Here is a 13,978-nt window from a genome sequence, read left to right as displayed (position 1 = left end):
ATTATCCTACTAAGTCAGCATAAAATTCTCTCCCTGCCGGTTATACACCAGCTTCATTCATGGCTTGCCGCCTTGCTCCCGATATTCGGTCGGCGTCCTGCCAATCTGCTCACGGAACAGCTTGCTGAAGTATTTCTCGTCCTGGAAGCCAAGCTGATCAGCAATCCAATAGATCGGTTTGGTCGTCTGAAGCAGCAGCTCCTCCGCCTTCATGATCTTACGGCTGCGGACATAATCGCCAAACGGCGTGCCGACAATATCCTTAAAGCAGGTGCTGAAGTAGCCTCTGCTCATATTGGCCGCACGGGCTGCTTCCTCCTGATGAATGCCTCCCAGCACATGATCATTAATGAATTTCACTGCATGGCGGATGCTACCGACCACTTCGTCGGAATACTTTTTGCGACTCTCATTGTTGTGATCCGGGAATAGATCATGGTGATGATGGCTTGGCTGATCATGTTTCACTCGTGCCGCAATCCGCTCCAGCACCTCCTCCAGCTTCTCCTTCTCTAGCTGGGTTTTCACAATATAATCAATCGCACCAAGTCTTAATGCATCTTGAATACAGCCAAAATCCTGATGGCAGGTCAGCACAACAGCCTTTAATTCACGATGCTCCTTAAGCGCCTCCTTCATAAATTCAAAGCCCGACATGCCGGGCATAGTCAGATCGGTAAATACGACATCCGTCTCATGATTACGGAGGAATTCCAACGCCTTCTCGCCGCTGCTTGCTTCACCGATGATTTTGAACCCATGCTTCTCCCAAGGCAGCACAGATATTAATCCTTTTCTAGCGTATATTTCGTCATCCAAAATTAACGTATGAATCATTAGGCGCCTCCTTCTTATACGGACCGTATATGGGAATCCGCAGCTCAAATGTCGTGCCGCTGCCTTTCATGCCGATAATGTTCATCGAAGCTACATCGCCGTAATAGACATCAAGCATATGTTTGACATAGCTCAGTCCAATGCCCATCCCTACTTTTTTATGCGCATCTGACTGCTCCACGAGTAATCGCCTAATGTCCTCTTCACTCATTCCCTCCCCGTTATCCTTCACCACAATAAGGAGGAAGCCTTCCTCCTGATAGACGTCGATACGAATACAGCCGCTCTCGTCCTTCAGACCATGATAGATCGCGTTCTCCACGATCGGCTGCATAATAAAGCGGGGAACCTGAACATCTGAAAGATTCCGATCTACCTGAAGCTGCACATCGAAATGGTAGGCGTACCGGATACGCTGCAAATCAATATAATCCTGCAGCACAGCAATCTCCTCACTCAGTTGGACGATACCGCCTTCCTTTCCGAGATTGTAATGCAGCACACGGGTGAACAAAGCAACCAGCCGGTCGATTTCGTGCTGCCCATTCATGCGCGCTAACCACTGCACGGTATTCAAGGTGTTATGTAAAAAATGCGGATTGATTTGATGCATCAGTTTCTCGACTTCCACAATTCGTTTCTTCCGTTCCTTCTCCTCCAGTTCCTTGAACAGCTCGGACAACCTGCCCCGCATCAAATAAAATTGGTCGAGTACGCCGTCGAACTCGACAATGCCCGTTGTTTTCGCTTTTGTATTGAATTTGCTGCGCGTCACTAGCAAAATTTCCTTATTAATCATGCGAAGCGGCTTGTACACAATTCGCCAGATCGAGAACCCAAGCAGCAAGCTGATCAAGATGGAGAGCAGCGACAGCAGAACGAATTTATTCATCCATTGGTACACATCGGCGCTATATTCTTTTTTATTGACGGCAGCTAGTATGTACCAGCCCTGCTCTCCTTGCTGGGAGTAGACATAGTAGCCTTGCTTGATCGTCGCCGACTTGCCGGCTGCATTCAGCTTTTTCACTGCTATCTGCTGCCCGATCGGGAACTGATCCTTAAGCTGACTGTACATAACGCGCCCTTCCTGATTAAGCAAAATGCTAGAGACCGACAGCTTGTACTGCTGCGACTGCAGCAAGTCCTCAAACAGCTTCAGGCTTGTCTCCATATAGACGTACATGTCTGCCCCATCGATTAAATTCACCTTCCGAGCAATAGAGAATACCATCGAATCTCCCGAGGCTCGCCCCGTCTCATGTGGTCCATAATAGGTAGCATTAATGCCGCTCCCTAGTTCAGGAAGAATCTTCGGACTAAATGCTTCCTTCACGCTCTGGTTCTCGAACAGAACCTGGTTCTTATTCGCATAATAGAAGAAAATGAGACCAAGATCGGGCTTGGCAGCATTGATCGGAGAGATATTGTCGATAACCGCCTTTTTCATCTCATACTTGGTCATAAAGTCGTCCGTATTCATGAACGTTTCGATATCGTCTGCGACCTTGCCGTTGTACATGGCGAGCTGAAGCGCTGCATCCTCCAAGTTGTTGAACACATTATTCATACTGATCTGAAGCTGCTTCACATTACTGAGTACACCGTCGTCGATATTCTCGTTATGAAGGGAATAGAGAGAGAGATAAGAAATATAGCCGATCAGGGAAAGTGGTATTAACGAGCTTAAGATGAGAAAAAAATACGCCCGCCTCTTGAGCGAGTGAGATTTTTTGGCGCGCACGTCTTCCCCTCCTCTCTATTTCATCTTCTGCAAAATAGAAAAGGACCGATGCAGTCCTTTTATGAAAGTGACATGCCGGTCCTTCTTTATCTACTTACGTTCGCTGAAGCGCTTCCATAATCATCCCAAATACTACTAAATCTTCTCTTGCATCCTCTGGTGTTGTCTTGGGCGTACCGTTATTTACAATCAACTCATGCAGAGCCTTAAGCTCATGCGTATATGGGTCGGTAAAGGTTGGCCGAATGACCGTCTCCTTGAAGACTTCACCTTCCGTCTCTTCTATATAAAGCTTCGTCGGCAGGTGGCGGATATACGGGGTATCGTACTGCACTTTCACAGACTTGCGACTGCCGTACACTTCCACATGCGCATCAAAACGGCCTTGCTGGTCGCTCCCCGTCTCATAAGTCACCGAGAAAGTCCCATAGTCGAAAATCACATTCAGAAACATGCTCTCCGGCTGCATCGCCAACTTCGCCCCGATAACCGACTTCGGCATACCTATCGCTTCCCGCATCGCGGACAAATCATGACTGCCAAGTCCCGCAAGGAATCGGTAAAAACCAAATAAAGGATCATCCGGCGTTAGTCCGGTCGCCTCTTGTCCCAACCGTTCTGCACGCTGCTTGCGTTCTGCCTTGTTTGGCTCCGGAATGTCATTGAACATGACCGTATGACTGCTCTGCCGGACGAAAAAGCTGTTTGGGCCAATTATGTCCCGTATTCGGGCATAACCGATATGTTCAATGCCGCCGATCTCCTTCACCGCCTGGACGAAAGCAGGCGCATAACGGCGCATGTAACCAATCATGATTTGAATTTGGTTCCGATCCCGTGCTTCGATAATCGCATCCGCTTCCGCAAACGTCAGGCACATCGGCTTCTCGATCAGCACATGCTTCTTCTGATTAGCAGCAGCTATGGCGCAGTCCGCATGATACTCATCACTGTTCAGGACCAATACGACGTCTATATCCTCCTGCCGCACGAGATCGTTCATATCCGTATAGAGATTCTCTACACGATACTGCTCTCCGAGATGCTGGAGCAGCTTCGGTGATACATCGCATAAAGCGGTGATGCGGTAGTGCTGAGGCAGCGACTGCAGTACAGGCAAATGGATAACTTGCGCAACCTCTCCTAATCCAATAATGCCAACGTTTAGCACATGATTTTGCTCCATCATCTACGCTCCCGTTTCCTGCAGCTTCGTTTCAGCAGCGGCATGCTCTAGCTTCCGGAAGAGATCCTTGAAGATACCATCGCGGTGTACTGCGCTGGCGCAGCGGATCAGATGCCTGCGTGAATCCACGCTCCACGTTACCTGATCGGTCAACACAGGACTGTGAACGAGATCAGCAGGAACCAGAGACGGATCTACCAGATATGCGACGGCAGATAAATCCCAAATAACGCGGGAGTAGCCGTAATGATCATCACTGCAGCCCTCGTACCGTTCCGCGAGGAAAGCACCAATCTCTCCTTGGCCCTGCACAAAGTGTTTAATTTCTGGCAGCGTCGTAATCAAATGCGAAGCAACACCATGGCATGGAACAAGAACAAGCGGTACTCCGCTGTCGAACATCACACGCGAGGCATGAATATCTTGAGCCAGATTGAACTCCTTCGTATCTCGCCAGGACAGCTGATGGCCGCCGAGCCAGATGACAACGATCTTACTTATAATAGAAGGCTCCAGCAGAATCGCCGATGCTATGTTCGTTATTGCTCCAATTGCGATTACATAGAGCGGCTCATCATCAGGTGCTGCAAGCGCCTTTTGGACAAGATCCCGGGCTGCCGGACTGTCTACAGGAGTTGCTGCTCCAGGCAAATAGCTGTCCGAACCGCGGAAAACATAGCCTTCTTCTTCTTTATGGCCTAGCCGAGTCAGGATTCTCCCTATCTCTTCATAGCTCTTCTCCATGCCGTCCTTCGGTCCATCGGAGAGATCATTCCAGAATGGCGCCGCGTAGATTGCATCCAGCTTAATTCGTTCCGGTGAGAGCAGCGCATAGACAAGAGCAAACTGATCATCAATCTCGTTAAACGTATCGGTATCGAGTACAGCACGTACTTGGCCTGTTGGAGGCGCAAGTCGGCTTAAACGCAAGGAATCAGAAATGACAGGATAGTTCATGGCAATCACTCCATTTTGCTTAAGAATAGTACATCTATTCTCATCATAAATAGAGAGGCTGGCTGAAACTAGCCGAATTCGGCTGTATTCTTATACGATCTGGTTATCCATTCGAAAAGCACGGGGAGCTACACCGGTATGTTTGCTGAACAGCATACTGAACTGCGGTGCGTTGCTAAACCCGCATTCATGCGCAATCTCAATCATCGACTTCTCGGAGTGAAGGAGCAGCGCCTTGGCATTCTCCACCCGCTTCCGTATCACGAACTGGTTAGGTGAGTAGCCGGTCTCCTTTTTGAAGAAATGACGAAAATGGTCATAGCTATACCCCAAGCTGCTGGCGATCGCCTGAAGATCAATGGATTCCGACGCATACTGCTCCAGAAAATTTTTAGCATAGTTAACTTTATCGTTAGTTGTTCCACTGTCCGCGGGATCCACCAAGCGGCCGATCTCCGCAATCGCCTGGCAGAGAAGGCCATGCAGCGTCAGATGATAATAATTTCGCTTGCTGCCAAGCTCCTCCTGCATCGCCCGAAGCAGCTGCTCCAGCTTGCGGTCATGATCGATATATAGTCCATTAATGAGGTTAAACATAGCGTTATCGTAGGAGAAGCAGACGAATAACACTTCGCTTTCGGTATGGCGATATTCATTATGCTTCGTGTGTGGGGGAATGATCGTAAACGTTCCGGGTGCATATGTATAGACAGATTTACCGATTTGCGTCGTGCCGCTGCCGCTGATGTAATAAACCACCTCATAACTGGCATGCGTATGAAAGTCGATAAAGCTGTCCGCCTCCCGGACAAAATGATACAGAAAATCAAAGGAGCAGTTCATGAGGGTCCTCCTTGTATTCGGAAGTTAGTCCCAGTATAGCAAAAAAGAGAAAGACCGGGGTTTTTCTCTTGGGGTAGGCCAAACATTGTAGAAGGAAATAAGCACAGGCTTCGATCAAGGGAAGCCCGTTTCCTTGAAAAAATGCCTGAACCAAAGGATGGTTCAGGCAAGATTTACTCAGGCTTAACTGTCACTTGGAACACGTAGCTGCCTGAACCAAGAACGATAACCACATCGTTCGTATCCAGCCTCAATTGGATTGAATCGGCCATATTGTCCGAATCATCAGGTCGAGGCCAAATGGTCTGGTCGCTTCCTTGCTCGATAATCGAAGATATAAGGGCATCACGACTTTTTAGTGGAAAATAGACCTCTGCAGAGCAATTAGGCGGTATCTTTAACTCGCATTCCCAGCTGCCCCTGTTTTCCGTGGACCAACGAACGGCATACTGCCCACGAATGGTATGGATCGAAGCAGATGCATGGCTTAAGCCCTCAACGCGAAACGGCTTGAAGACAGCTTGATCGAAAGCAACAGCTTCAGGGTGCGGCGCTAATCCAGCCAAATGCTTGTAAAACCAAGCACTGACACTTCCGAACATCGGGTGATTATGGGAGTCGTGACCATCCCATGATTCCCATAGGGTGGTGGCACCTTTTTCGATCATATATCCGTAGCCGGGATAATCTCTAGTCAGCACCATTCCCAATGCTAAATCCGTCTCCCCTCGTTCACTCAGCAGGTCGAACAAGAAGGAAGTGCCGAATATACCCGTATCCAAATGCCCATTCAGATCTTCACGGTAATGCTTCAATACCCGCTGCCACACTTTATCTTCATACCCTTCGGGAACACAACCCAGAATGAACGGGAACAGATCGGCCCCCTGCCGCCCAATGGAGTAGCAAGCCGTTTCAGGATTAAAGAACGTCTCATTAAACGATGTACATATGTGACCAAACAGCTCCTTGTACTGCTCTTGATCTTCTTTTTGACCCAGCACCCCAGCAATCTTGGACATCATATTCACCGTATAAGCATAATAGAAAGTGCTCACGAGTAAAGGGGGAAGCTTATTCTCCCCAGGGATACACCAATCCCCCAAAAACCAGCTGTCAGGCTCTTCGTACTCGACCAGATAACCTCCTTGATTGCGGGTGCCCAAATAACTGATCCAGCTTTTCATACCTTCATAATGTTCAGCGAGCAAGCGACGATCTCCATATGTGTGATACATCATCCACGGCATGATGACATAAGCGGACCCCCAAGCTACGCCACCTCCGCCCCCATTAAACGGAGCCGTATGTGGGACAAAGCCTGTCTCCTTGTTCTGCGAATCACTAATATCTTCAATCCACTTCGTATAAAATGCAGCCATATCAAAGTTATAACCAGCCGCTTCAGCGGTTAAATGCCCATCACCTGTATATCCTAGCCGTTCACGATGCGGACAATCACTTGGCACGCCCCCATGCATATTGGTAAGCTGCGACCAACGATAAGCGTTCTGCACCTGATTCAGTAATGGTTCAGAGCAAGTGAATTCACCGATAGGTTCAACAGCTGCATGTACAACGATGCCATCGAGATCCGTCAGCTCCGGTATGCCGGGATAGCCGGTGATCTCCACATAACGAAAACCATGCCAGACGAATCGCGGCTCGTATTGCTCTATTCCTTGCCCCTTCATGATGTAGGTATCAGCCTGAACTTGGTCGCCTCCTCCGCAGCTTAACGTATCAAGTGCGCCATCATCGTTGCAATTCTCTGCAAACCTCAGCGTGATCTGATGCCCGGCACTCCCTTGCTGCATGCGAACGCGCACCCAGCCGGAGAAGTTTTGACCGAAATCAAATACATAGACATGAGGCTGCACTTCGATACGGGAGACAGGAACGATAGTGCTGATTTTTTTATCCGGAGGAGACATTTGAGCCGTTAACAATCCGCGCGGAGCACGGACAAGACGGGCATTGTTCCAAGAAGAATCAGCAAAACCAATTCCTGACCAGCCAGGCTGTTCAAGTCTCGCATCATATTTTTCACCGTAGAAGACGTTATTGAATACAATCGGTCCAGAACTGCTCCTCCAGCTGTCATCGCTGCGAATGCAGTCTACCGTACCATCCTCATACGTAATGACTAGTTGCAAAATCAGCCTAGGAGCGCCATAGCTCATCGTTCCTTCAACGGTTCTTTCCGTCTGATTGTAGAAACCATTCCCCAGCATAACTCCAATCGCATTCTCACCTTGCTGGATATTGCCTGTCACAGCATATTGCATATAATTGATCCGCTTGGAAGTTCGATCATTGAAAGGATACAGCAAACCTTCGATTTGGCGGTCATCATAATCCGTCCAGTTCGGAACAAGGACGTGGTCCCCCATCTGATTGCCGTTCATATAAAGCTCAAAGTAACCAAGGCCAGACACGAACACGGTAGCCTGCTTGACTGCCTTTTCAATATGAAAGGTATTCCTGAATAATGGAGCTGCGATCGTCTCGTCTGCCCCAATCCACTGTGCGGTCCATTCATTCGGGCTGAGGATACCCATCTCAAAAAATGCAGGTGTGTCAGCCTCGTACAACTCTCCATCTTGATCCCAACATCTGACCGTCCAGTAACAACGTTGACCGCTAACCAGTGCCTTGCCCGCATATGCAATATGGAAGGTATCCGCAGAATCAACTTTTCCGGAATCCCATAGCTCGCCGATCCCAGAGAGGCCATCCTCAGCATTCTCGGATACGATAATCTGATAGGCAGCCTGCCTGCGACCGCGTTTGGAGCTGTTAAGTTCCCAACTAAAACGAGGCTTCCTTGTTTGCACGCCAATAGGATTGTAATTATACTCGCACCGCAATCGAATAATCTTTTCCATGATCGTAGTCCCCTTCTACTGATTAAGGATAAAAGAAATGTATTCGCTTTCAAAAAAAAGATAAGTTAGTATACACATATGTTGATTAATACCCACATAATAACATACTAACTTCAATGGTTAAACCATAAAACGTATACAAACTAAAAAATGTCACGCGAACCAGATCTACTGATTGCGTGACACTCTATTATTATTTCGACTCTCGTAGTTGTATTCATGTCGAACTATCTGACTGTTGTGATGATGGATAAGCGCACGTAATGAATAATCCCTCTAGAGAGATAAGTTAATCAATTACTCTAATTTATTGAATGATTTTTGCCTCAACGAGATCTACTGCCGCAGAATCATTATCACCATTCATATTAATGCTAAATTCAATTTTAAGTTTTGCGACTCCTTTTAAATCAATATCTACAGGTACCGCGTAGTCTCCTCCTACCAGGCCATTACTTTTATACAATTCTGTATCATCCCCATATATAGTCAAATAGCCCGAACTAGCTGAATTTTTAGAGATATCGTCAATTCCGACAAATCCTGTTAATTTAGAGTATTTGCCATCTAAATTGTAATAGAGGGTTGCAGTCTCATCCTCATAAACACGACCTAGGTCTGCTGCGAAACCGTGAAGATACTCCTTACTAGCTATTTTCAAAGATCCGTGCTGACTATTAAAAGTATCATTCCAATGATCGACGAAGAATTGTTGATAAAAGCCTGACGTATCCATCTTTGTTGCAATGCCCTCTGCTCTAGCATAATCCATTTCAGATAAATATTTAAAGCTTCCTACTTTTTTTCCTATCCAAATGGTTTTGTTCTTGCTGTCATATTGAATATCTTCCCCTGTAGCTTCTGCTGCAAATCTTAATGGAACATAAGTTGATCCCTGATAGAAGAATGGTTGTCCCGTTGAAGGCTTCTTTTGCACCCCATCTACCATAAATTTAAAATTGTCAAACGTAACTTGAATACTCTTAGTGCTTGCAGCATAGATTGTGCCACCTGTAATCATTGTCCCCAATAGCAAGCCAGCAAATAAACCTTTGAATTTGTCTTTCATTTTAACTCCCCCATAATTTGTATTCACAAATAACTATCGGCTAATTACTGGTAAATTTTTATAGGAAATTACTTTATTCCTTAATAACTCACGTGTAATGTTTATAACATTTAAAATAAACAAAAGCCTATTGACAATTGTCAACAGGCTACTCTGCAATAAGTATGTTGCTATTTTATTGGTAAGCTCCTTAACCTCCATGCTACTCCCCTTCTTCCAGCATCTCTACGAACGGAATATCTGCCGGGGCAAAAGTAAACTCCTTGAGCTCCGCGATATTGATCCAGCGGTACTCATCATGATCGACTAATTCAATCTCACCGCTCATGAAAGTCGCTTTGTAAGCAATAAGACGGATATGCGTGGAGCCGTAGTGGTGATCATTGACCCCGAAATACGCGTAAGGGTTGATCCCGATGTTCATCTCCTCAAGCAGCTCCCGCCTCAGGCAATCTTCTGTTGTTTCGCCCACTTCAATCTTGCCGCCGGGGAACTCCCACATGCCCGCTTGCGACTTCCCTTGCTTCCTTCTCGCGATTAAAATCTGACCTTGCCCATTTTCTATAATAGCTGCAGCAACCTCAATCATATCCTTCACGTCCTAAACAATCGCTTTGTTCGCCGCTGGCACAAGGGCTGGCGGCATTTCTGTCTTGAGCCTCCACACGAAGCTCATTGGCTTATTGCCTTCATGTCTGACATACTCCGCTTCACCCAGGAAAACAAATGGAGAAGTGTAGTTATTCTCTTCCTTGTATTCCCGAACAAACAAGCAAATACGAGTCCCGAGCTGACGATGATGAATATATCTTTGTGCGGTTTTCGACTCTTCAGACGTACGGCTCTGTGTTTGCCAATGGAACAACCGCTCGTTAATCGCGTAGTCCTCATAGAGCGTAGAAGGCGAAAAATCTTTATCTGACTTATTTAATGTGATGAAGAAAATATCCGTTTCTTTGTCGTCGAAGTATTTGACCCCCTCACGAAAAGCTGGTGACTTCTCCTCATTCCAATAACCAAACGCGGCAAGCACCTGATCCGTAGAATAGCTGCAATGCACATCTAAAGGACAAGAATATGGGAAGGCATTCGACTCATCAACGAAACTAATATGCGACTCGTTATATTGAAGAATCTCTATTATCTCCTCACGGAACTGTGGACAGGCCACAATGGACCGAATGCCTTGCTCTATTGTCTCGAAGCCATGCTTCTTAGGCTCAGACCGATAAAACGTATAATAGAACAGATTCAGCATAAGTTGCTCTTCTTCGGTAACGGCTTGTTTTTCCCCAGAGAGATACGCAATAAGAAATCGCAATAGTCTCCGTGAATTGAGGCTTAACAGGGCAGGAATTCGCTTCGTTAAATACTCACCGTTTTCGAATTCGAATGGCTCCATAAGTTCTGCTTCTACCATTAAACCACGGAAGGTGCGGTTACCTGTCCGGCCACCATATAACTCCTGAATGCTAAGTCCGTGATAACGCAGGAAATTGGCGATGGTAAGCTTTTGCCCCGTGTCCCCTTCAAAATACTTCATCTTATGAATTAAGCTTCGACGGTTATTAGTCGCTTGCTTCAAGCTCTTAAGGATGTAGTCGCGAGCAACCTTCTCCAATTGAATAAAGCTGCCTCTCGGGAGACTAGAGAAGCCATTCTCCACGTAGTGTTGAACAGAATGCTTCGTCTTGCCGAGTAAGGCTCGAAGCTTGTCCTGGAAGTTATATTCCTTATGAGCTTGTCCGATAAAATCTAGCACAGTTAAGCACTCTTTGCCTTCTGCCAGACGTAATCCCCGACCTAGCTGCTGAAGGAATACGGTTAAGCTTTCCGTTGGACGAAGAAACAGAACCGTGTTTACTTCCGGAATATCTACACCTTCGTTGTAGAGGTCTACGACAAAGATCATTTTGATCTCGCCACGGACAAGCCGGCCCTTTACCTGATCCCGATCCCCATCACTCGAACCACCATGCAAAGCAATGGAAGGAAGACCAGCTTCATTGAACACCTTTGCCATATAAAGTGCATGCTCGACTCCAACGCAGAAACCAAGCCCTTTTACCTCATCAAGATCGGTCACATACTTCTTCAAGCTGTTAATGATTTGGGTCGCACGGATTTTGTTGTTGGTAAACAGGTTCTCCAGCTCGGACTGGTCGTACCCACGTCTCGTCCACTTCACCTGCGAGAGATCCACATGATCACTTACGCCAAAATATTGAAAAGGACTTAGCAGCTTACGATCAATGGCATCGGTCAGCCGGATCTCGGCCGCAATCGTATCATCAAAATAGCGTAGAAGATCCTTGCCATCCATCCGCTCCGGCGTAGCCGTTAAGCCCAATAGGATTTGAGGCTGATAATGGGCTAGCAGCTTCTGGTAAGAAGGTGCTGCCGCATGGTGGAATTCATCGACGATAATAAAATCGTAGTAATCCGGCGTCGTAATCTCCGTTAACTTCATCGAGTTCAGGCTCTGAATACTTATAAAAAGATGATCAAGCGCCTTCGCTTGATTCCCGCCCACGTGCAGATCCCCAAAGTTCAGATCCTTCAAAATAAAACGGAACGTGTCCAAGCTTTGCTTCAGAATCTCCTCGCGATGAGCAACGAACAGGAGTCGCGCACGTTGCGGATTACGCTGAGCAAATCGTCGATAGTCAAAAGCCGAAATGACCGTTTTGCCTACGCCAGTTGCTGCTATAAGCAAATTCTTATGCCTGCCATATAACGTCCGCTCCGCCTCAAGCTTCTCAAGAATCTCCTTCTGGTAATCATAAGGCTGGATACTGAACTTGAAGAACATCGCATCTTGGGCTTGGTCTTTGGAGTGATTTTTGCCCAAGGCTTGTTTAAGTTGTTCCTCATGGATAGGGTTGTCTCCTGAGAATGCAGAGAATTCTCGATCATTCCAATAACTCTCGAAAGTAGCTTCGATCTTCTTGAGAACGTCATAGGAATCCTTCTCGGTCACCTTCAGGTTCCATTCCAGACCACTTGTAAGAGCCGGATTGGAAAGATTCGAAGAACCCACATATGCCGTCGTAAAACCGGTATCCCGCTTGAAGACATAAGCCTTCGCATGCAGCCTCGTCCGAGTGGAGTCGTAGGAGATTTTGATCTCCGTATTCGGCAGCTTGCTCAGCTCCATAATTGCCTTATAATCTGTCGCTTCCATATATGTGGTTGTAATGACCCGAAACTTCCCGCCTCTAGACGTAAACTGCTCGAGTTGCTCAATCATACAACGGAGCCCACTCCACTTGATGAAGGACACTAGGAAATCAATGCTATCCGAAGTCAGGATCTCATGCTTCAGTTCGCTTAGCATGTTGGGCTCGGCATGTGAGCCTGTAAAGAGCGAGCTCTGTGACAAAGGAGTTGTCGGGCGAAGCACCTTCTCTTCTTTAACAGCACGAATAGAGTTGAGCTTTGCATAAACATAGGTCAACACTTCCCCTTGTTCAGCGAGCTGCAACTCTTCATAGTCTTGCTGGTCTAATGTTTTTTTGAGAGTAGAGATAATGTCGTTACAAGCACGGACCTGGGCGAGCACAGCTTCTTCGTCAGTGTCGGAGTTCTCCCGTACGGCTTTTAAGGCCCTGCGTGTAACGGTAGCAATATAGTTGGAAAGCAGCTTTCGTGCTTCTTCTGGATCGAGTGCTTCTTTACCAATGTCATAAGCAGAGGTGTCCAGTGAAGTTAGCTGCTGTAAGGTTACGTTGTTGATGAGTTGTTCGTAGAGACCTTGTTTCATGGGGAGCACCTCAAAAATAGTTTTAATTATTTTCAAATATGCAGTAGAAAATAAAAAAAACTTAATACCTTAAAAAACAAAACATCTACTGACCATAAGAAGAATCAGTAGATGCTAGAGAAATAATACAGGAAATAAAAAAGCAAATTAAAAAACAATCTCTTTTGTAATAAACAACTTCCCTTTTAGGTAATATTCAATTAATACATTCCTATTTACAGCGTTGACTTCATAATAAACCCCTAGTCTGTATCCACAAACATGCTCGGGAAAATTTGTTCCATCAAATGCCCATATGTCATCAAAGCTATCTTTAGTTAAAGCAATTAACCTATTCTTATCTTTAATTTTTTCTTTTTTTCCACTAACTGATTTCTTCATCTCTATAGCAATTAAATTATCTTTATTGATGTTTTCTCCCCTACTATGAATTATTATATCGCAATTTATCCGTATAACTTCAACATTCTCATTTATAATCGTCTTTAATTTCCCATTGTTTCTGTTATACTCAATATCCACATAATAACCTGAGTACGTTGTTTCTTTAATTTGATCATGAAGATAAATCATTAATGCTCCACATAGTGTTCGTTCAGAAACTCCACTTATGATTAATTTACTCTGCTCTAAAAGAAATAAATTATTGGCTTTCTCAAACATGGTTATTAATTCCTTTACAGTCCCCACC

Annotated in this window: 10 protein-coding genes; all 10 read right to left on the bottom strand. The window is 46.0% G+C overall.

Going from position 1 to position 13,978, the window contains the following annotated elements; genetic code table 11:
* Positions 1 to 57: 57 nt before the first annotated feature.
* Positions 58 to 837, bottom strand: coding sequence for a response regulator transcription factor (locus FHS17_RS10210; protein ID WP_167278318.1), 780 nt, complete (start codon positions 835 to 837; stop codon positions 58 to 60).
* Complete coding sequence (locus FHS17_RS31070) at positions 812 to 2,581, bottom strand: histidine kinase (RefSeq protein ID WP_167278317.1); 1,770 nt, start codon at positions 2,579 to 2,581, stop codon at positions 812 to 814. Before FHS17_RS31070 ends, FHS17_RS10210 begins: the two co-directional genes overlap by 26 nt.
* 94 nt (positions 2,582 to 2,675) lie before the next feature.
* Positions 2,676 to 3,770, bottom strand: coding sequence for a Gfo/Idh/MocA family protein (locus tag FHS17_RS10200; RefSeq protein ID WP_243865292.1), 1,095 nt, complete (start codon positions 3,768 to 3,770; stop codon positions 2,676 to 2,678).
* Positions 3,771 to 4,724 (bottom strand): nucleoside hydrolase, encoded by a 954-nt coding sequence (locus tag FHS17_RS10195; RefSeq protein WP_167278316.1) that lies wholly within the window; start codon positions 4,722 to 4,724, stop codon positions 3,771 to 3,773.
* Positions 4,725 to 4,814: 90 nt separating this feature from the next.
* Entirely contained in the window at positions 4,815 to 5,567 is a 753-nt protein-coding gene (locus tag FHS17_RS10190; RefSeq protein ID WP_167278315.1) for a helix-turn-helix transcriptional regulator, read from the bottom strand.
* 173 nt (positions 5,568 to 5,740) lie between these two features.
* Complete coding sequence (locus tag FHS17_RS10185) at positions 5,741 to 8,455, bottom strand: alpha-L-rhamnosidase (protein WP_167278314.1); 2,715 nt, start codon at positions 8,453 to 8,455, stop codon at positions 5,741 to 5,743.
* Positions 8,456 to 8,762: 307 nt separating this feature from the next.
* Complete coding sequence (locus tag FHS17_RS10180; RefSeq protein ID WP_167278313.1) at positions 8,763 to 9,524, bottom strand: NPCBM/NEW2 domain-containing protein; 762 nt, start codon at positions 9,522 to 9,524, stop codon at positions 8,763 to 8,765.
* 202 nt (positions 9,525 to 9,726) lie between these two features.
* Positions 9,727 to 10,113, bottom strand: a complete 387-nt coding sequence (gene mutT, locus FHS17_RS10175; RefSeq protein ID WP_167278312.1) for an 8-oxo-dGTP diphosphatase MutT — start codon at positions 10,111 to 10,113, stop codon at positions 9,727 to 9,729.
* Positions 10,114 to 10,125: 12 nt separating this feature from the next.
* Positions 10,126 to 13,287: a DEAD/DEAH box helicase gene (locus FHS17_RS10170; RefSeq protein ID WP_167278311.1), complete on the bottom strand. Its 3,162-nt coding sequence runs from the start codon at positions 13,285 to 13,287 to the stop codon at positions 10,126 to 10,128.
* A 147-nt stretch (positions 13,288 to 13,434) separates the two neighbouring features.
* Positions 13,435 to 13,950, bottom strand: coding sequence for a hypothetical protein (locus FHS17_RS10165; protein WP_167278310.1), 516 nt, complete (start codon positions 13,948 to 13,950; stop codon positions 13,435 to 13,437).
* Positions 13,951 to 13,978 lie beyond the last annotated feature (28 nt).

The organism is Paenibacillus lupini (assembly GCF_011761355.1).
GTDB classification, from domain to species: domain Bacteria; phylum Bacillota; class Bacilli; order Paenibacillales; family Paenibacillaceae; genus Pristimantibacillus; species Pristimantibacillus lupini.
The sequence above is the reverse complement of the archived record's forward strand: the minus strand, read 5'-3'. Positions and strand labels throughout refer to the sequence as shown.